This window comes from Mediterraneibacter sp. 210702-DFI.5.30 (assembly GCF_020560115.1).
Lineage (GTDB): Bacteria > Bacillota > Clostridia > Lachnospirales > Lachnospiraceae > Mediterraneibacter > Mediterraneibacter faecis.
In genome coordinates this window covers 104,870-125,933 of sequence record NZ_JAJCME010000002.1, presented here as the reverse complement: position 1 = coordinate 125,933, position 21,064 = coordinate 104,870, and the positions used below count along the sequence as shown (strand labels likewise).

Here is a 21,064-nt window from a genome sequence, read left to right as displayed (position 1 = left end):
AAAAGAAAAATGATAGCTTTTGTGTGCAACATCCAATCTAAAAATCTGTCACAAATGTTTGTACATATGATTGTAAGCGTTGAAAAGTGAAAAGTCAACGCATGAAGTTATTCCAAAAAGGAAATACTGAAATTAAGCAAAGTACGAAAAACAGCATACAAAAATAGAAAGAAAAGCAACGAAAAGGAGGTTTTGGAGTGTGGAACCAGAAGTTAGAAATAAGCTGGATCTTGCAATAGAAATCCGTGACGTTTATGCAAGAGAGATCCTTGATTTCGCCGGGAATCCGGCTATTGAAGTGGAAGTGCTGGCAGGAGGAGAAATCATAGGAAAAGCGTCTATGGCAGGGAAAAATTATAGTAAAAAAGAGCAGACAGAAAAACAGCAGGTGCACATCGAAGAAAAAATTGAACTGCTTAACAGTCAGATCGCACCGGAAATAATCGGTGAAAATGTATTTGAACAAAGAAAGATTGATACAATTCTGAAAGAAAACGGAAATGAACAGACATCCTTTGCAATATCACTTGCAGTGGCGCGAGCAGCAGCGGCTGCAGAAAAGATTCCGCTTTACAGGTATCTTGGAGGCGTACGTGCGGTACATCCAAGTATGCCGCAGCTGATCAGAAAAGAAGAAATTGAGATAGAAAAGATAAAAGAAATTAAGATAGACGAGAGTACAGTTCTTACGAAACTGTTCGAAAGAATACTGAAAGAACAGAATGAAGGGAATAAAATGATTCTCAGTCAGGAAACAGCAGGAACAGAAGACAGCTTCCTGGTAGATCTTGCAGTTGCAGCGAATATTACGATGATCTTGGTTGAAAACAGAGAAAGCGCTTATTATACAGTACTGAACAATCGATTGTTACAACTGGAAGAGAAGATTAGTGGATGAGGCAATCTCAAGAGATCAGGTAGAAATAAATAATGGGAGCATAGCTCCCAATTATTTAGCGACTTTATTTTACACTCTCTAAATACATTTCTGTCAGTTCAACAGCATCTGCAATACACTGAGAACATGGGACAACTTTCCCCTTTCCAGAGACTCCCTTTAGATCACGACAATAATAGGTTCCGTTCTTTTGACGGAATTTTTCTGCAAATTCTTTTGTTTTCTTATAGGTATCTGCTTTTGTAGCTTTTCCATTTTCAAGATTTCCAATGCTGTTGTCCATTCCAATAACCATCATCATTCCGGTTACAGCTCCGCACATGTCCATCATGCCCATGCCAAATCCGAATCCCTCAGAGATTTTAAACATTGTTTCCTGGTCTACACCAAATTCCTCACAGAAAGAACAGGCTACAGCCTGTGCACAGTTATACCCTTTGTCATGTAGTTCTAATGCTTTTTCCACTTTTGTATTCATTTTTTTCTCCTTGTGTTTAGAAATTCCAACTTATTTCTTTGATTTCAAATTGTTTTTATTATAACGCTCTTTTCTATTTATGACAATTAGTATTACGGATTTCAACAGAGGAAGGTGATGCTTTGAATGATTTCTGGTTACTGTTCACACGATGTGCGACCAGCAACGCATCTCGCCATTTTAAATCGCCTTTGGCGATGGGCGAGATGCATTCAAGCCAAAACATACATCCTCCGTGTCAATCAGCGAAGTGATTGACACGGGAGTGAACAGTAACGATTTCTGAACATCTCCCTTCATATTATTGTGTAAAAAGCTTGTATTGGCAGGAAGATATGTGTATTTTTATATTATATGATGATACCAGGATTGTGGGAGTGCATTGCACGAAACAATCCGTAGGTATCATAGTTGGAGGAGTATATGGTAATAGGAATTATAGAAGATGACAATTTGTTGAGAAAAGCATTGGATACATCTTTGAAAAATCAAGGTTATACAACGATTCTTGCTGGTTCGAGAAAAGAAGCAATTAAAAATATAGATAGTTCTGTAGATTTGTTGATCGTAGATATTGGATTACCGGATGGAGATGGAATAAATCTATATCAGGAGCTTCAAAAAAATAGAAAAATTCCAGCTATTTTTTTGACTGCAAAAGATGACGAAAAAGATATGTTAAAAGCGTTTGATACAGGAGCAGATGATTATGTGGTTAAACCATTTTCAATAAAAGTATTGTTAAAGCGTATTGAAGTTGTGCTAAAGAGAAAATCAAATGAAAATATTTTTATGTGCGGACAGGTTATGTTATATTCCGATAGAAAACAGGTTTTTGTTGGAGAGACGGAAATATCTTTGACACTCAAAGAGTATCAGCTTTTAGAATATTTTATTATGAACCAGAACCAGGTTCTTACAAAAAAGATGATAATGGAAAATATATGGGGAATCGATAGTGAATTCATTGATCCCAACACAATTAGCGTTATGATCAGCAGATTGAAAAAGAAATTGAATGATTCATCGAATGTTATCAGTAATGTATTTGGAATGGGATATAGAATGGGAGAGTAGCATGGCTGTAGCAAGTTTTACAGTACTTTTAATAGGTTTCATACTCGGAGGAAGCACTGTATATTTAGTTGAAAATCATTTGAGAACAAATGAAATGAATAAAATATATAAATTGACGGAATCCTTAATAAACGGCAATGAATTAGATGGTTCTGATATAGGGAAAGAAACGATCTATTCTAAAACGACCAATCAATTAATCCGTTTACAGGAAATATTGGAAGGAAGAAGGAAAGAGGCTGAAAAAAGTAAATATGAGATACAGAAATTAATTTCTGAGATTGCGCATCAACTAAGGACACCGCTGGCGAATATAAAAAATTATACAGAATTGCTGCAAGAGTCATTAAATGAAACTCAAGAAACATTGAATACAGAATACATAAAAGACTTGCGAACAAGTGAAGAACAATTATGTTTTTTGGTGGAGAGCTTTATAAAAACTGCCCGATTAGAGCAGGGAATCATACAAGTTCACACTCAAAAAGAAAATCTTGTTGAAACGATTCTAAATGCGTTGGGGCAAATACAGAAAAAGGCAGAAGAGAAAGATATCTATTTTCAAGTAGAATTGCCAGAGAAAATCATTTGCGAACATGATAAAAACTGGATGTGTGAGGCCCTTTATAATGTGTTTGATAATGCAGTCAAATATAGTAAAAACAACAGCAGGATCAATATCACAATGAAACAGACAGAAATGTTTTATAAAATTCAAGTAAGAGATTATGGAATTGGGATAAGAGATGGAGAAGAAAATAAAATTTTTCAAAGATTTTATCGTGGTGAGCAGGCAAGAGGGCAGGAAGGATGCGGAATTGGTTTATATCTTTCCAGAGAGAGTGTTCTATTACAAAAAGGGATGATGAAAGCAAAACAAATGAAGCCAGGGCTGCTTATAGAAGTAAATCTTCCGGTATAGACAGTTCATATGCAGCGTGTAAGAAGTTTGTAAGAGGTACCATGTATAATAGATTATGGCTGAGTTAAAGGTAGCATTTATGAAAGGAGTTTACAGAAAAGATGGATATAATCAAAGCCATGAATCTAAAAAAATATTATACATCCGATACATATGAAGTGCGTGCCTTAGATGGTGTGTCATTAACGGTGGAAGAGGGTGAATTTATAGCGGTTGTTGGTACGTCCGGATGTGGAAAGACAACACTTATGAACATGTTAGGAGGTCTTGACATTCCGGATTTTGGAGGTGTCTGGATCAGAAATACAAGTTTAAAAGATCTTAACAAGGAAGAAAGAACAATATTCAGAAGAAGAAATATCGGATTTGTATTCCAACAATACAATTTAATTCCTTCGCTTAGTATACGCGAAAACATAGTTCTTCCGATGCGACTTGACGGCAAGGAAATTGATATAGATTTCTTTAATGAGATTGTAGAAATTCTTGGATTAAAAGATAAATTAGAACGTTTTCCATCAACACTGTCCGGCGGGCAGCAACAGCGAGTTTCTATAGCACGGGCATTGTTGACGAAACCGGCAATTGTCCTGGCGGATGAACCGACCGGGAATCTGGATTCTGTTACAAGTATGGAAGTCGTAGGATTACTAAAATCCTGTGCTGCAAGATTTCATCAGACGACATTGATCGTGACGCATCAAGAAGAGGTCGCACAGATGGCAGACAGAGTAATACGTATGTCTGATGGAAAAATCTATACAAGAGATTGTTAGGAGGGGTTATTATGTTTCACAAGAACATTCCGAATAACAATAAAGACATAATCCGATTCCTGGCTAAAAATTTTGCAAGTACCAAGAAGGTGAGAAATACGATTTTATTTTGCTCGATCGTAATAGGTATTGTTGCTATTACCATGGTATTCGGAATCTCCTTTGGAAAAATACAGGCAGAAGAAATAAGATTAATCAGAGAAAATGGAACTTCTTCTTCGGGGAGAATAGAAGATGGAACAGAAGAACAATATGAAAAATTAAAACAACTGGATTATATAAAACAAGTTGCAAAAAGTATTTTTGTAGGTGAAGCTACAGAAGTTTCGGAGAACAATGCAAAAACGATATGTGATATAGTCTGGGCTGACTCAGAAAGCTGGAACAATTTTTTGAGACCGGCATATACCAATGTGATTGGAAGCTACCCACAGAAAAAGGATGAAATTCTATTATCTGAGCGGGCATTGAAAAAACTTGGTATCTCAGAACCGGAACAAGGGATGGAAATAAACTTAGATGTATACAAATATGTGTTCGAACATTCGAAAGAAAAATTCAAACTGTGTGGCTGGTATACGGACTCTGGAAATAAATTAGCAATCGGATATATTTCACATGACAAAATTAAAGAGTTGAAACTGGAAAAGGGTCCTTATACTTTACTTTTCAGTCAGAGTGATCATTTAAACAGGAGTAAAACAGAGGAAAAATTATATCAGACATTGCCGATGAAGAGTGCAGATCAGAAGATATACGTTTCTGATACAGCACAATATACTGCTGTTTCTAAATTCGCAGGTGGATATGAGATGGTGATATTGGGAACGATAGGAATTTTGTGTGGAATATATTTCCTTGTGCGCAATGTCCTTTGGATATCCATGAGCGAAGATGTTCAAAATCTCGGACTGCTCCACACGATCGGAGCCACAGAAAGACAGATTACAAAAATATACCGGAAACAAATGAGGTCACTCATGTTAAAAGGTTCTGTCTTGGGAAGTTTGATCTCTGCACTGATTTTAGTCTTATTAATACCGGAACTATTAGGTTTCCATTTTTATCAGGAAATGGGAGGGAATACAATACTTTCCTTTTTCAGACCGTGGATTCTTTTGCTTTCTGTTGTATTTGTAAATGGAATTTTGTGGATAGCATCGGAAGGCGTTATTAGAAAAATAATGAAGCTGTCTTGTATTGAGAGTGCTGCTTATAACGAAAATACAGTTGCCAGAAAAACAAAACACTTTGGGGAAATAGTGCCTAGACGTTCTGAAACAGAAGAAATGTTCTATATTGCGTGGGGAAATATAACACGGCATAAAGCACGATTTATCATTACAAGTCTTTCTATATTTTTAGGAGTCCTATCCTTTGTTCTAATGAATGTACTTACAAATGGATGTGATTATAAGCATCTTCTTGAGAAACGTCCTGATTTTTTGCTGGCAGGAGAGTTTAGCGAATTCGGGAAAAGCCAGGGGTGTGGGGAAGAATATAAAACAAGAGAAATCGATGTGGATCCTTTGCTGACGCAGGGAGATGATGTGGAACTGTTGTATGATAACGATTATGATGAATTTTCACCAATCTCTCAAGAGTTGGAGAAAAAAATACACAAGATAGATGGTATCGATTGGGAGAATTCTAATCTGATCGAAGGAGCTTATGTAACTACAGTTATATCCAGAAAGGGCATCCGTCCTTATGATGAAGGGCTTTCGAATCTTACAAATGACAATATGGTGGAAGGATTCAGTTGGGATACGGTACAGATTTTAAATGACAATCAAATCTTGTCGCTTGAGAAATACGTTCAGGATAATCAACTCAATATTGATTTGAAATCTTTGGAAGAAGGAAATGGTGTGCTGATCATACATGATCATATGCTGACCCCGGAACAGCAAAAACTTGCAGATGAAGCAATTGGCGAACCGGTATACTTTAAAACTTTGCTCTCAAGAGAAGATGCGATTCGTAGAAAAGAACAAAGTAATTCTGAGAATAAAGAGAAACAACAGGAAGACGAATTCCCTCAAAAAGAATCTGAAACATTTACTCTATGTGGTTATTTGGATCGGCAAAACGATGATTTCCCGGAAATAAATCAATCCTGGCATGGAGAATGCAGCTTATACTATTTTATCAGTGAGAAAGGCTTTCAAAAGATACCAACTGAGAAAAAGATATTAACAATGGAATTAACTGCCAATCCGGAAAAAGAACCTTATGTGAAAACACAGATCAGCGAGCTGGTCTCTGAGGAAAATAAGAAACGATCCGAAATGACAGAAGTATCAATGGATGAAGGAACCGGCGAAGCAGGAGTTTTTGTTATCTGTAAATCAGACCTGATGCAGCAAAAAGAAACATATATGCGAGGAAATCGAATTCTCTTAGGTGCTGTAAGTATCATATTATTCATTGCGGGATTGACTAATTATTGTAACGTTGTATTCACTGGGATGTACGCTCGACGAAAAGAGTTTGACGTAATGAAAAGTATTGGAATGACCGATAAGCAAATGAAATTAATGCTCTTTGGAGAAGGCAGTTATTATTTTATGTGTGTGGTGGGATTGTTATTTACTGTAGGAATGGCAGCTTTGGTTGGGGTAAAGATTTATATGGAAAATAAATTGTCATATTTCACATTTCGTTGGCCGATTCTTATTATCGCAGGAATAATGATATCACTTTTAGTGATTAATGTTCTGGTTACCCATTTTGTTGTTGGTTTTTGCGGTGAAGAAAAGGATTTGCATTGATTGAGATAATATTTCTTGTTAAACATTAAAAAGTGACCATTCATTTCTTCGACATCTTTTGCGCGGCAGTCGCCAAGGTCTCTACTTATGTATACAGCTGTCCGAAATGCGGGACTATGGTAAGACCCGACAAAATATCTCCGCTTATCAAAGGAAGTGTAGCAATCTCATCACTGGTTGCAGGTATCATGAATGCAAAGTATGTAAATGGTATGCCGTTGGCAAGACAGGAACGCGAATTCGCAAGGTATGATCTGAATCTTTCAACAAAGAAATTGAGCCGCCCAAGTGGGCGGCTTACTTTGATAATACGGATGATTACTTACCTTTGATCATGCACTCTGCTGCCACACGGCTGTTTCTGTCATGGGACAGGCAGGCGGTAACAATGGCATCCGAAATCTGGTCGAATTAACTTCTTTGTTTTCCTAATCGTGTTTAATGTATTTAGTGATAGTATTGATTAATTCCTCCATGTTAATCGGCTTGGAAATATGGTCATTCATGCCTGCATCCAGGGATTCCTGAATATCATCTATAAAAGCATTTGCAGACAAAGCTATAATTGGAATCGTAACTGCATCGGACCGCTCTATACCCAAGGCTCGAATGGCTTTTGCTGCTTGGTGTCCATCCATGTTTGGCATCATAATATCCATCAAAATAAGATCGTATGTGCCTCGTGGATGATTTTTAAACAAATTCACAACTTCTTTTCCGTCTGATGCGCGTGTTACGGTCATACCAGCATCTTCCAGCATTATCGTAGCAAGTTCAGCATTTAGATCATTATCCTCAGCCATAAGAACATGAATACCCGTCAAATCTCCATGCAAATGTTGGTTTTGTTCTGATTGAATAACCTGTTCTGGCAACTCCAGTGGGATCTCCACTGTGAATGTAGAACCTACACCTTTTTTGCTCTCAACATCAATCGAACCGCCCATCATATCCACATATTTTTTTGTGATGGCCATACCAAGACCGGTTCCCTTATATTGGGTTCTGGCATTAGTATCATCTTCTTGTGAAAACGGCTCGAATAATTTTTTCTGGAATTCTTCGCTCATGCCAATACCGTTATCTCGAACAACATAACGAGTTATGATATGTTTCTCATCTGCTCCTGGGTAACTGCTGATATCCAAAGTAATCTTTCCGCCGTCCTTTGTGAATTTCACAGCATTGCCAAGAAGATTCACCAAAACTTCTCGGATACGCACAACATCCGCAAGGACATATTGGTTCTTTGGGATTTCTTGATGTACTTCAAACTTAAGATCTCGATTATAAAGAAGTCCATTCATAATCGCCTGGACGTTATCTGTCAATTGAGTAATGTCCACTGGCTCGGGCGAAATAGTAACTTTTCCACTTTCAATGCGAGTAAAATCCAGAACGTCATTCAACAAAGAGAGAAGATGATTCGAACTTTGTTGAACTTTCTCCAAGCTATTATGAATATCTGAAACCGTGTTCTGGTGAAGCGCAATGTTTGTAAATCCAATAATGGCATTCATCGGCGTTCTGATGTCATGGCTAATACTAAGCAAAAACGCAGATTTTGCTTTGTTGGCAGCATCTGCTTCCTCAGCGGCGGTCATTAATAATTGTTTTTGTTTTTGCTCTTCTGCCTTGCTTTTCTGGTAAACATAATAGGTATATAGACAAATTAAAAGCAATACAGCTCCTGCGACTAAACCGCAGATGATGGAAATATGGTTCGTCTCTTCAACCATTCCATAAGCTGATTGCATATCCATTTCAATGCAAAATGCGCCAATGATTTCTCCTGTCCCATCATGATTTGCGCTTACAGGATAGCAAGCCGTAAAAATCGGACCCCATGTTGTATCAATGATATCATGAGAGTACACATTCTCCCCAGAAATAGCCCTATTAATATATGGAACCATTTCTTCCTCAATATAATCTCCAGGGTGTCTTACATCATTCGCATCCGGATCCAAACCGTCTACCACATAAACGAGTTTTCCTTCTTCATTTTTTTTAGCGGTGTAAATATATCGAGTAGAATTCAGTGTTCTGATTTCATTGAAATATGAAGAAATATCCTTATATAATTGCTTCTTTTCATCAGATTGATCTTTGATTTGATCAAAATCTTCTTTGCCGATTCTTCCATCCACAAGTTTGTGTACTGCATCTGCACTCGCTGTGTCACGTGTGATTTCTGTTTCAAGGGCGGTCTTAGTGTAAGAACTTTGCAGAATATATGTGTACGACGCTATTACCAAAATCATCAAAAGCCCCGCAATCACAAAGATACTGCCTGTATTCTTCAGCTTAAGGAGTTTTTTCAAATTAATTCCTTCTTTTGTTTTCTTCATGCTGCTCATTTACATCCTCTAAATCCTAATTTATCAATTTTATCATAGCACATTATCATGCAGTCTTCAATATAGCAAAAGCAGCCACCACTACAGTGACTGCTCTTTCTCAATTATATCGCTCCACGGCACCAATCTGGATTTGCAGGGCTTTTTGGAAAAAAGAAAAAGCCTTAAAACAGCGATTTTACGCGATTTCTAAGGCTTTTTAATACAGGGGATGAGAGAATCGAACTCCCACCAAAGGTTTTGGAGACCCCTATCATACCATTTGACCAATCCCCTATTCAGTTGTCGCTTAACTCAAGCGACTTGTTAAGTATACCTTATGGAGTGATGAATGTCAAGAAAAAAATAAAGAAAATTCAAGAAATGTTTCAAGGATGGTTCTCTAATTCTGAATCAAATTATAACGCATTTATCAAAGCGATGCTTTGGGGGAATGTGAAAGAGATGAATACTTATATGAATGAAGTTGCACTAGCTACATTCAACAGTTTTGATACAGGAAGACATCCGTCAGGAAAAAGTCAGCCGGAGCGTTTCTATCATGGATTCGTTCTGGGACTTTTGGTAGAATTAAGAGATCGTTATGAAGTAAAGTCCAACAGAGAAAGCGGTTACGGGCGATATGATGTGATGTTAATACCAAGAGAAACGCCGGATCAGGCAATTATAAAAAAGGAAGAAGCGACCTCAAAATCACTTCTTCCTTTCTTTGTTCTCTTACAGAATTCCAAGATCCATCATTGCTTTTTTCAGAACTTCTTTATGTGCATCTTCCATCTCTGTCAGAGGTGCTCTAAGAGTTCCAACTTCTTTTCCCATCATGTTAAGAGCAGCCTTAACCGGGATCGGGTTCACTTCACAGAAGAGAGCATCAACCAGTGGAAGCGCATCTAACTGCATCTTGCGGCTACCTGCGATATCTCCTGAGAAGAATTTGTAGCACATGTCATGCACGTAAGCCGGAGCTACGTTGGAGAGAACGGAGATAACTCCGATTCCGCCAAGTGCGAGAAGCGGTACAACCTGATCATCATTTCCTGAGTAAAGATCAACGTTGCCATCACAAAGATGCATGATCTGTGCAACTGTGCTGATATTTCCAGATGCTTCTTTAATACCTACGATGTTCTCAACATCTTTCACAAGTGTTGCAACTGTCTGTGGCTGAAGTCCACATCCTGTACGGCTTGGTACATTGTACAGAATCGCCGGAATATTTACTTCATTACAAATAGCTGTGTAATGAGCAATCAGTCCGTTTTGTGTTGCTTTATTATAATATGGTGTAACGAGCAGAAGTCCGTCAGCTCCATCTTCCTGAGCTTCTTTGGACAACTGGATCGCTGTTCTTGTACAATTAGAACCTGTTCCGGCGATGACCGGGATACGGTGGTTCACACGCTCAATTGCAAAACGGGTTGTTGCTGCATGTTCTTCCTCTGTCATAGTAGCGGATTCACCTGTTGTTCCACAGATGACGATCGCATCTGTTCCGCCTGCAATCTGCTCCTCTAACATCTCATCTAATTTGTCATAATTGACCTCAAGATTCTCTTTCATCGGAGTAACGATCGCTACACCTGCGCCTTTAAAAATTGCCATTCTTTTTATCCTCCTTCAACATGGTGAAACAAAGTATTACTGGTCATAGCAGGTTATTGCGCATAAGTTCCTTGTGAACGATAATTATAATAGCCATGAGCAGTAACTGTTTAATATACATCTATGCAAGAATGCGTAAACTGTAAATAAACATAAAAGAAACGGCAAGATGCGCCGTCCCCAAATATACATTATGTATAATTCAGATAGCTCTCCATCTTGCGATGACAGTCATGCCGCTATTCACGTCATGCCCAAGAACAAGAACTCAGGATTCTTACCCTTTCGGCATCTTTCCCTTTCCGATGAGTTCTTCTGTTCCTGACACATCCGTCACCTTACTTATGAAAAATGCAACCTCTATCTACGTTTCCGTGTTTAAGCAAATAATAACACCGAGGGTACAATGATGTCAACATGGTTTCTGGATTTCTTTCTTATTTATAATACCCGGGTTATAAGTACACCTTATAAAAATTGATTATAATAAAGTATAACCGATTTTTTGACTTTTTTCTTATATATATGATATCATTAATTTGCTAGATGTGTGAATGACAAAGCTGTTTCATTTGCACTTTTTTTATGCTTGTATGTTTGTTTTTTGAAAAACAATCGCAAGAAACGACATAAGATAACAAGAGAAAATTGCGAGGATGAGAACCGCGATTCTTGGAAAAGGTATGTGGATAGGAAGGAGACCTACTGTGTTAACAATCGGTAATTACGTGAAAGTTAAGACACTGGAGGAGGCTTACGAGCTGAATCAGGCAAGAAACAGTCGTATCATGGGCGGTATGATGTGGATGAGATTAGGAAATGCAAGAGTGAAGACAATCATTGATATGTCGGAACTTGGTTTGAATGAGATTGAGGAGACAGACCATGTATTCCGCATTGGAGCAATGTGTACACTGCGCCAGCTGGAAGAGCATGAGGGGCTGAGAAAATTCTATGGGGACGGAATTGCAGAAAGCCTTCGTCATATTGTTGGAGTTCAGTTTAGAAATCAGGCAACAGTTGGAGGCAGTATCTATGGAAGATACGGATTTTCTGATGTGCTGACTGCATTACTGGCACTGGATACATTTGTGGAATTATATAATGGAGGAACTGTTCGACTTTCTGAGTTTGTAAACAGAAAAGCAGATAAGGATATTCTTGTATCCGTGATCGTCAGAAAGAGCAAGAGAAAATTCCGTTATGAATCAATTCGTCAGACAAAGACAGATTTTCCAGTACTGACATGTTCTGTCGTAACAGGAATTTACAGAGGTCAGGAGTCCTGGTTCTTTTCGGTAGGAGCAAGACCGATGAAAGCGGCATTGCTTGAAAAGCAGTGGGAGATCCCGAAAGATGCTACAGACGAGCAGCTCACAGAGTATGCAAAACGTGTGGCAGCAGAATTTACTTATGGAAGCAATATGCGCGGAAGTGCGGAGTACAGACAGCACCTTGCGGAGGTTCTGCTTCGCAGAGAGATGCGCTCAATTTTAGATGAATATAATGCGGAGGAGAAATAGGATGGAAGTACAGTTTACCCTGAATGGAAAGAAAGTAAGTACAGAGATCGCTGCAGATACAGTCCTTTTGAACCTTCTGCGTGATCTTGGATGTAAGAGTGTAAAATGTGGATGCGAGACAACAAACTGTGGTTTGTGTACAGTATGGATCGATGGAAAATCCCGCCTGTCATGTTCTGTTCTTGCAGCAAGCATTGACGGACATGAAGTGACAACACTTGAGGGTGTGGAGAAAGAAGCAGCAGAATTCGGCTCATTTCTTGCACAGGAAGGTGCGGAGCAGTGTGGATTCTGTTCCCCTGGATTCATTATGAACGTGCTCGCAATGTTTCGTGAATTGAAGAACCCTTCTATAGAAGAAATCAAAGAATATCTGGCAGGAAATCTGTGCCGCTGTACAGGATACATGGGACAGCTTCGTGCAATCCAGAAATATATGGAAGTCAGAAATACAGCAGTTAACATTACAGTAAAGAAAATGGGCGGGGAGGAGTAAGAATGGAAAGAATAGATAAAGTTCAGAATCTGATTCCTGAGAAACCGGAATTTGTCCACAGCAATCAGGAAAAAGGAGAAGCTATAGAATCCCTGAAGATTGTAAACCGTCCTGTCGTAAAGAAAGATGCTGCTGCACTTGTTACAGGAAAAAGTGTTTATACAAATGACCTTGCACCGTCAGACTGTCTGATTGTTAAAGTGATCAGAAGTCCATATGCACACGCATTAATTAAGGATATTAACACAGCACGTGCTGAGGCTGTACCTGGAATCGAATGTGTTCTTACATATAAAGATTGTCCGGATAAGAGATTTACAATGGCTGGTCAGACCTATCCGGAACCAAGTCCGTATGACCGTCTGATCCTTGACCAGAGAGTACGTTTCGTTGGAGATGCAGCTGCAATCGTGGCAGGAACTTCAGAGGAAGCAGTTAAGAAAGCGATGAAGCTTGTGAAGATCCAGTATGAGGTTCTTGAACCGGTACTTGATTTCCGTACAGCAAAGGATAATCCAATCCTTGTGCATCCGGAAGATAACTGGAGAAGCCTCTGCCCGGTTGGCGCAGACAACAAGAGAAATCTCTGTGCACATGATGTATGTGGAGATGGAGACGTAGAAGCAGTTCTTGCAAAATGTGATCACGTGATCGATCGCGTTTATCATACAAAGGCGAACCAGCAGGCGATGATGGAGACTTTCCGTACTTATACATATTTAGATGCATACGGAAGATTAAATGTCGTTTCATCTACACAGGTTCCGTTCCATGCAAGAAGAATCCTTGCTCATGCACTCGATATTCCGAAGAGCAAAGTACGTGTGATCAAGCCGAGAATCGGTGGAGGATTCGGTGCGAAGCAGACTGTAGTTTCCGAAGTTTATCCGGCACTTGTCACATGGAAGACAGGAAAACCGGCGAAGATCATTTACACAAGAGAAGAGTCTTTGATCGCTTCTTCACCGCGTCATGAGATGGAACTTCATGTACGTCTGGGAGCGGATAAAGAAGGAAATATTAAAGCAATCGATCTCTATACACTTTCCAACACTGGAGCATTTGGTGAGCACGGACCGACAACCGTAGGTCTTTCCGGTCACAAATCCATTCCACTTTATGGAAAGACAGAAGCATTTCGCTTTACATATGATGTCGTTTATACAAATGTTATGTCAGCAGGAGCTTACCGTGGATACGGAGCAACACAGGGACAGTTCGCTGTAGAATCAGCTGTAAATGAACTTGCAGAAGTTCTCGGAATGGACCCGACAGTGCTTCGTGAGAAGAACATGGTACGCCAGGGCGATAAGATGCCGGCTTATTATGGCGAAGTTACAAACAGCTGTACACTCGACAGATGTCTTGCCAGAGCAAAAGAAATGATCAACTGGGATGAAAAGTATCCATACCGTGATATGGGAAATGGAAAAGTACGCAGCGTCGGAGTTGCAATGTCCATGCAGGGATCTGGAATCTCAGCAGTAGATACAGGTGCGGTTGAAATCAAAGTAAATGATGACGGATTCTACAGTCTGATCATTGGAGCTACTGATATGGGAACAGGATGCGATACGATCCTTGCCCAGATGGCAGCAGAGTGTCTTGAATGTAAACCGGAAGAAGTTGTTGTATTCGGAGTAGATACAGACATCTCTCCATACGACTGTGGTTCATACGCATCCAGTACAACTTATGTAACAGGACAGGCAGTTGTTAAGACTTGTGAATCCCTTCGCAAGAAAATCTGCGAGCGTGGAGCAGAGTATCTCGGATGCAAGCCGGAAGATGTAGATTTCGATGGAGAATATGTAACAGAGCTGGCAACAGGAAAGCAGATTTCAAGAAGTCAGATTGGAAATAATGTAATGTGTTTCAGTAACGCACCACTTTCCGCAAGTGAAGCATTTTCCTCACCGGTATCTCCACCGCCATTCATGGTTGGTATGGCAGAAGTTGAGATCGACAAAGAGACAGGTGTACTTGAACTGATCGATTACGTAGCAGTCGTAGACTGCGGAACAGTTATAAATCCGAACCTTGCGCGTGTACAGGTGGAAGGCGGAATCGCACAGGGAATCGGTATGGCACTGTATGAAGATGTTGTATATAACGAAAAGGGAAAGAACTTCAGCAATTCCCTGATGCAGTATAAGATCCCGACTCGTCTTGATGTCGGAACAATCCGTGTTGAGTTCGAGAGCAGCTACGAGCCGACAGGACCGTTCGGAGCGAAGTCTATCGGAGAAATCGTAATCAATACACCGTCACCGGCAATCAGCAATGCAATCCAGAACGCGACAGGAGTGATCATTAGAGAACTGCCGATGACAGCGGAGAAAATTTACAGAGGAATTTCTGGGCGTTAGACTTGGAGTCGGGGAAGAATGAAGTGAAATAAGGAAGCTATCAACTACGATAACAACGAATGGAGTTGAATATCGTCGTTGATAGCTTTTTTACGTTGACATTGTTATTTTATTCTGCTATAGTAAATCCACATCAAAATCTCAGACGTATATTTTCTATATTTCATTTGTCTGAATGTGTTATCGAAAGGATAACTTTATCTCATATTCAAGGCTGTATCAGCAGGAGATTCCATTTTGATGAGTTACAAAATAACAAAAGAATAAGAAACCAGGAGGAAGCGTCTATGGGAAAAGCAGATGTTAATGTGAATATCTGGCTAAGTGAGAAGAAAAGATTTGCGAATTTATTTAATGGTGTGATTTATGGTGGAAGGCAGGTGATATTGCCAGAGGATTTGGAAGAAGTGAATCCTGTTTCATCTGTCAGTGTGAAAAATCGGACCGGGAAAACAAAAAACATGAAAAAATACCGCGATATCATTATGAAATGGCGAAATCAGGCTACACTTGTGTTACTTGCAAATGAATCACAGGATAAGGTTCATTATGCAATGCCGCACAAGGTAATGCTTTATGATGGAATGGATTACGAAACACAGATTCGGAATAATTGGAAAAACTTTAATGACCGACGAAAGCAGAATAAAAAAGCAGGTCAGTCGTTAGAGCATCTTACCGCAGGAGAATATCTGTCGCGATTTCGAAAAAAAGATCGATTGATACCGATTATTTCATTAGTCTTTTATTATGGTTCAGAACCGTGGGATGGACCTGTTGATCTGTATGATATGTTTCGGTTGGAAGGAACGAAAGAAGAGAAAGAAATTTTGGAGAAATATCTTCCCAATTATAAAATCAATCTTGTAGACGCAGAACGATTGGAAGATGTTGAAAAATTTTCGGATGATTTACAAGTGATATTAACTATGCTAAGATATAGGGACAGTAAGGAAGAACTGAAACACTATATTGATGAAAATAAAAAGTTTTTTCAGAATGTTGATTATGAAACAAGTCAGGCGATGAAAGCATTTTTGAACATGAAACAAATACCAAGTGAAACAGAGCAGAAGGAGGAGATGGTAGATATGTGTAAGGCAATACAGGAAATGTATGATGATGGAGTGAAAGATGGAATTCAGCAAGGAATAGCAGCAACTATTAGAACGTGTCAAAATTTGAATGCTTCTAGAATAGAGACGTTTAATAATGTTCGGAAAGAGTATAAATTAACAGAGGAGCAAACAGAGGAATACTTAAACACATATTGGAAGTGAGGCTGAAACAAATACCACGAAAAACAGAGCAGAATGAGGAGAAAGAGATGAACGCAGTAGAAGCTTTAGATGAATTACAGCGCAAAGCAAGACATGATGATAAATTAAGAGAACAGTTCATAAAGACAAGGGATGCAGAAGATCCTCTTGGAGGATTCTGCTCTGTATGTCGTGAGACGGGTTATGAACTTTATCCGATGGATATTGTGCAGGCGGGAGATGAATTTTATGCCGCAATGAAGCGCAGTACGAATGGTGGCGGAGAGAATTCACCGGTGCTTACAGGAGAGGATGACCCTTATGAATTGTTTTTTGCAGGACTACAAGAACTGTAAAAATAATTTTAGTGTATAAGCATTAGACATAAATGAACAGAAGTGATTACAAAATAGGAAGATTTATTGATGATAAAGATAATTCGCGTTGGAAGAGAGCGCTTACGAGAAGCGTACGAAATTGTGAATAAGGTAGACCAGGGGATGAACGTTCCGGAATGGTTTGTTGCAGAAACGTATGAAGAATTTGATTTCTGGATGAAGAAGGAACGAGGTCTTTTATATCTTGCTGTTGATGAAGAGGGCAAGGCGGGAGCTATGTTTTTCGTAATTTTACCGGGCGCTCACCCGGATAATCTGGGATATGATCTTGGAATGGAGGAAGAGAAACTGAAGCTTTGTGCTATGATGGATACGGCGGCTGTATTACCAGAGTTTCGAGGGCACTATTTACAATATAAAATGATGCAGCACGCGGAAGGTGATTTGAGACAGATGGGATATCGCTACCTGCTTTGTACGGTGCATCCGGAAAATGTTTTCAGCAGATCAAATGTCATGAAACAGGGGTATCAGAAGATGCTTACGAAGGAAAAATATGGCGGATTCTTAAGAGATATCTGGATGAAAAATATTATAGAATAAGAAAACAAACATCGGAATAAACATCTGATGTTTGTTTTCACAGAAATGCACTAATACGTTAATACGTGAAAAAGATAAAGCAAAATACTGATATAATATAGAAAAAAGAAAAGGTGTGTGGTATACTCTCGACATAGCCTCTGGCAGGATTGCAGAAATGCCGAGGCATTCCTGAATGGAAACTGATAGAGATATTTAACGGCAGGCTGATGAAAGGAGCAATAAAATGGAGACATATATGCAGATGCTTGGAAGACTTGCAAAGAGTGCATCCCGTGAGGCAGCAAAGCTTGGAACGAAGGCAAAGAACAGAGGGCTTCTCGCAGTAGCGAATGAACTTGTAGAAGAGAGAGAATTGATTTTACAGGAGAATGCAAAGGATATTGAAGCTGCGAAAGCGAAAGGCGTGAAGCAGTCTTTGATTGATCGATTGGCACTGACGGAACAGCGAATTGAAGACATGGCAGAAGGTCTGCGTCAGATTGCAGCACTTGATGATCCCATCGGAGAAGTGCTTGGCATGAAGACAAGACCGAACGGGCTTCGTATCGGAAAGAAACGCGTACCGCTTGGCGTTGTCGGAATTATCTATGAATCCAGACCGAATGTGACAGCAGATGCATTCGGACTTTGCTTCAAGACTGGAAATGCGGTAATTCTTCGCGGAGGAAGTGATGCGATCCATTCCAATCGGGCAATTACCCGTGTAATCAAGGAAGGACTCCGCAAAGAGAAGTTATCTCAGGATCTCATCCTTCTTGTGGAAGATACAAGCAGAGAAGTTGTAAATGAGATGATGAAGATGCATGGCTGGATCGACGTCCTGATCCCAAGAGGCGGAGCGGGACTCATTGCAAATGTTGTCGCAAACAGTACGGTTCCGGTAATTGAGACAGGAACCGGAAATTGTCATGTATATGTTGATGAGACAGCAGACATTAAGATGGCAACAGATATTATTGAAAATGCAAAGACACAGCGCCTTGGTGTGTGTAATGCATGTGAATCACTTGTGATTCATTCCAAGATAGCAGATGCAGCTTTGCCGAAGATTGTAACAAGACTGAAGGAACATGGTGTAGAGATACGTGGAGATGAGAGAGCACAGGCAATCAGTTCAGAGATTATTCCGGCAACAGAAGAAGACTGGGGAACAGAGTACCTGGATGCAATTATTTCTGTAAAGATTGTTGATTCCATCGATGAGGCAATCACACATATCAATACATACAATACAGGACATTCTGAATCCATTATTACAAAGGATTACGACAATGCATTGAGATTCCAGGATGAGATCGATGCGGCAGCGGTTTATGTAAATGCATCAACAAGATTTACAGATGGATTCGAATTCGGATTCGGTGCAGAGATCGGAATCAGCACACAGAAGCTTCATGCAAGAGGCCCGATGGGACTCGAAGCATTGACAACAACAAAGTATATTATCTTCGGAAACGGACAGATCAGGGGATAGTATAGATAGCAGGTTTTAAAATCCAGGTCAATTAGTGTAAGTTAAATAAACTTGTCTTTGACCTGGATTTTATGTATCATAATTCAAGTCAACTTATGATTTGGCTATAAGCTTGCCTGGAATTCACAAAATTACAATCCAAGTCAACAATATTTCTATAAAATCACATTTCCTCCCCCAAAAAGCATCCTATTAATAAAATAAGAAGAAAATAAAAAACTTATAAAAATAACAATCAGTGTTGACAAACAGAAATCGAGGTGCTATCTTAGTATCTGTAAGGTGTTAGCACTCAAAAACAAAGAGTGCTAATAACAAACAAAGATGAACAGAAAGGGGAACACAGAGATGTCTGTAGAAGCTGAATTAAGTGAAAGAAAACTTACGATATTGAAAGCCATCATACAGAATTATCTGGAGACTGGCGAACCGGTCGGATCACGAACCCTTTCAAAATACACAGATTTGAAATTAAGTTCCGCAACGATAAGGAATGAGATGGCAGATCTGGAAGATCTTGGTTACATCTTCCAGCCACACACATCGGCAGGAAGAATTCCATCAGATAAGGGATATCGCTTTTATGTAGATCTTCTGATGGAGAATAAGGAGCAGGAGATCAGCAGACGTGAGGATGCACTTCTTGAGAAGACCGATAAGGTCGAGAAGGTACTCCAGCAGGCAGCAAAGGTTCTTGCTTCGAACACCAATTATGCAACGATGGTTTCCGCACCGGTCAACAGCCGGAACACATTGAAGTTCATTCAGCTATCACAGGTGGATGAAGAACAGATCGTAGCAGTCATCGTACTTGGTGGTAATGTGATCAAGAATAAGATCATTGAAGTTGGAGAAACCTTAAGTAACGAGAATCTGTTGAAGCTGAATATGCTTCTGAACACGACACTGAATGGATTATCCATTGATCAGATTACATTAGGTCTGATTGCCAGATTGAAAGAACAGGCTGGTATCCACAGCGAGGTTGTCGGTCATGTACTGGATGCAGTGGCAGAGATCATTCATGTAGATAATGACATGGAGATCTACACAAGCGGCGCAACGAATATTTTCAAATATCCGGAGCTTAGTGATAAGCAGAGCGCACAGGAGATCATCAGTGCATTTGAAGAGAAACAGCAGCTGGCAGATCTGGTGACAGAGACACTGGCAAGTGAGGAGAACAACGGCATACAGGTTTATATCGGAGATGAAACTCCGGTTAAGACCATGAAAGACTGCAGTGTTGTTACCGCCACATATGAGCTGGGAGAAGGTATGAAAGGAACGATTGGAATCATCGGTCCGAAGAGAATGGATTATGAACATGTCATGAAGACGCTGAAAACGCTGCAAAGTGAGTTGGATGCGATTTATAATAAAGAACCCAAAGAGTAATAATAGGAAGGTAGAAAGCTGGTGACAGAGAACATGAGCAAAGAAGATATGGTAAAAGAAGCTGTTGAAGAGGCAAAAGCAAAGGCTGCAAAAGAGCAGGCAGAAGCTGAAGAGACAGTAGAAACAGAAGATGCCCAGGGAGTTGAGGCTGAAGCGAAAGAAGCAACAGAGGAAGCAACTGAGACTGAAGGAGATTCAGAAGCAGCATCAGAAGGTAAGAAAAAGTTCTTCGGAAAGAAAGAGAAGAAGGACAAGAAAGACGAGAAGATCGAGGAACTCACAGACCGCGTTACTCGTCAGATGGCAGAGTTTGATAACTTCCGCAAGAGATCTGAGAAGGAGAAATCCCAGATGTACGAGATCGGAGCGAAAGATATCATAGAAAAGATTCTTCCGGTTGTAGACAACTTCGAGCGTGGACTTGGTTCCGTACCGGAGGAGGAGAAGAATGCTCCGTTCGTAGAAGGAATGGAGAAGATCTACAAACAGCTTATGACTACACTGGAATCCGTTGGAGTAAAACCAATCGAGGCAGTTGGTCAGGAATTCAATCCGGATTTCCACAACGCAGTGATGCATGTAGAAGATGAGGGACTCGGTGAGAACATCATCGCAGAAGAATTCCAGAAAGGTTACATGTACCGTGAAAGTGTTGTAAGACACAGCATGGTAAAAGTAGCAAACTAATTTGATTTTTAACAAGATTCAGAGATT

Annotated in this window: 17 protein-coding genes, 1 tRNA gene, 2 pseudogenes and 1 riboswitch; of the genes and pseudogenes, 16 read left to right on the top strand and 4 right to left on the bottom strand. The window is 39.7% G+C overall.

Annotated features, from left to right (window positions below; all coding sequences use genetic code 11):
- The first annotated feature begins 199 nt into the window (after positions 1-199).
- On the top strand, positions 200-898 hold the full coding sequence (locus tag LI126_RS02520) for an enolase (RefSeq protein WP_020435974.1): 699 nt from the start codon (positions 200-202) through the stop codon (positions 896-898).
- Positions 899-962: 64 nt separating this feature from the next.
- Here the strand turns inward: LI126_RS02520 and LI126_RS02515 are convergent, their stop codons facing one another.
- Positions 963-1,376, bottom strand: coding sequence for a C-GCAxxG-C-C family protein (locus LI126_RS02515; protein ID WP_020435973.1), 414 nt, complete (start codon positions 1,374-1,376; stop codon positions 963-965).
- Positions 1,377-1,799: 423 nt separating this feature from the next.
- Between LI126_RS02515 and LI126_RS02510 the strand changes: the two genes are divergently transcribed.
- From LI126_RS02510 to LI126_RS02490, 5 genes and pseudogenes are all read left to right on the top strand, one after another.
- Positions 1,800-2,453, top strand: coding sequence for a response regulator transcription factor (locus tag LI126_RS02510; RefSeq protein WP_020435972.1), 654 nt, complete (start codon positions 1,800-1,802; stop codon positions 2,451-2,453).
- Position 2,454: 1 nt separating this feature from the next.
- Positions 2,455-3,375: a sensor histidine kinase gene (locus LI126_RS02505; RefSeq protein ID WP_227164768.1), complete on the top strand. Its 921-nt coding sequence runs from the start codon at positions 2,455-2,457 to the stop codon at positions 3,373-3,375.
- A 101-nt stretch (positions 3,376-3,476) separates the two neighbouring features.
- Positions 3,477-4,151, top strand: coding sequence for an ABC transporter ATP-binding protein (locus LI126_RS02500; RefSeq protein ID WP_227164767.1), 675 nt, complete (start codon positions 3,477-3,479; stop codon positions 4,149-4,151).
- Positions 4,152-4,162: 11 nt separating this feature from the next.
- A complete protein-coding gene (locus LI126_RS02495) occupies positions 4,163-6,925 on the top strand; it encodes an ABC transporter permease (protein WP_227164766.1) in 2,763 nt (920 codons plus the stop codon).
- A gap of 68 nt (positions 6,926-6,993) precedes the next feature.
- A pseudogene (locus LI126_RS02490) lies at positions 6,994-7,257 on the top strand (IS66 family transposase); the annotation flags it as partial.
- 96 nt (positions 7,258-7,353) lie between these two features.
- Here LI126_RS02490 and LI126_RS02485 read toward each other — a convergent pair.
- Complete coding sequence (locus LI126_RS02485; RefSeq protein ID WP_227164764.1) at positions 7,354-9,285, bottom strand: ATP-binding protein; 1,932 nt, start codon at positions 9,283-9,285, stop codon at positions 7,354-7,356.
- Positions 9,286-9,490: 205 nt separating this feature from the next.
- Positions 9,491-9,561 (bottom strand) — tRNA-Trp (locus tag LI126_RS02480).
- A gap of 51 nt (positions 9,562-9,612) precedes the next feature.
- On the opposite strand from LI126_RS02480, the pseudogene LI126_RS15855 reads away from it, so the two are divergent.
- Positions 9,613-9,924, top strand: a pseudogene (locus tag LI126_RS15855) (PD-(D/E)XK nuclease domain-containing protein); the annotation flags it as partial.
- A 78-nt stretch (positions 9,925-10,002) separates the two neighbouring features.
- Here LI126_RS15855 and dapA read toward each other — a convergent pair.
- Positions 10,003-10,887 carry a 4-hydroxy-tetrahydrodipicolinate synthase gene (dapA, locus tag LI126_RS02470; RefSeq protein WP_020436996.1) on the bottom strand — a complete coding sequence of 295 codons (885 nt, stop codon included), beginning with the start codon at positions 10,885-10,887 and terminating at the stop codon, positions 10,003-10,005.
- A gap of 199 nt (positions 10,888-11,086) precedes the next feature.
- A riboswitch (Lysine riboswitch) is annotated at positions 11,087-11,258 on the bottom strand.
- 336 nt (positions 11,259-11,594) lie between these two features.
- On the opposite strand from dapA, the gene LI126_RS02465 reads away from it, so the two are divergent.
- From LI126_RS02465 to grpE, 9 genes are all read left to right on the top strand, one after another.
- Positions 11,595-12,410: an FAD binding domain-containing protein gene (locus tag LI126_RS02465; protein WP_020436997.1), complete on the top strand. Its 816-nt coding sequence runs from the start codon at positions 11,595-11,597 to the stop codon at positions 12,408-12,410.
- A gap of 1 nt (position 12,411) precedes the next feature.
- The gene (locus LI126_RS02460; RefSeq protein ID WP_015528188.1) at positions 12,412-12,906 is read left to right on the top strand and encodes a (2Fe-2S)-binding protein; all 495 of its coding nucleotides are present in this window, start codon (positions 12,412-12,414) and stop codon (positions 12,904-12,906) included.
- 2 nt (positions 12,907-12,908) lie between these two features.
- Positions 12,909-15,275: a xanthine dehydrogenase family protein molybdopterin-binding subunit gene (locus tag LI126_RS02455; protein ID WP_020436999.1), complete on the top strand. Its 2,367-nt coding sequence runs from the start codon at positions 12,909-12,911 to the stop codon at positions 15,273-15,275.
- Positions 15,276-15,562: 287 nt separating this feature from the next.
- Positions 15,563-16,555, top strand: coding sequence for an Rpn family recombination-promoting nuclease/putative transposase (locus LI126_RS02450; RefSeq protein ID WP_020437000.1), 993 nt, complete (start codon positions 15,563-15,565; stop codon positions 16,553-16,555).
- A 47-nt stretch (positions 16,556-16,602) separates the two neighbouring features.
- Positions 16,603-16,890, top strand: coding sequence for a hypothetical protein (locus LI126_RS02445; RefSeq protein ID WP_020437001.1), 288 nt, complete (start codon positions 16,603-16,605; stop codon positions 16,888-16,890).
- Positions 16,891-16,959: 69 nt separating this feature from the next.
- On the top strand, positions 16,960-17,475 hold the full coding sequence (locus LI126_RS02440) for a GNAT family N-acetyltransferase (RefSeq protein ID WP_020437002.1): 516 nt from the start codon (positions 16,960-16,962) through the stop codon (positions 17,473-17,475).
- A 226-nt stretch (positions 17,476-17,701) separates the two neighbouring features.
- Positions 17,702-18,952, top strand: a complete 1,251-nt coding sequence (locus LI126_RS02435) for a glutamate-5-semialdehyde dehydrogenase (RefSeq protein WP_020437003.1) — start codon at positions 17,702-17,704, stop codon at positions 18,950-18,952.
- 348 nt (positions 18,953-19,300) lie between these two features.
- Positions 19,301-20,350, top strand: coding sequence for a heat-inducible transcriptional repressor HrcA (gene hrcA, locus LI126_RS02430; protein WP_015528713.1), 1,050 nt, complete (start codon positions 19,301-19,303; stop codon positions 20,348-20,350).
- Positions 20,351-20,383: 33 nt separating this feature from the next.
- Positions 20,384-21,037: a nucleotide exchange factor GrpE gene (grpE, locus tag LI126_RS02425; protein WP_054751834.1), complete on the top strand. Its 654-nt coding sequence runs from the start codon at positions 20,384-20,386 to the stop codon at positions 21,035-21,037.
- Positions 21,038-21,064 lie beyond the last annotated feature (27 nt).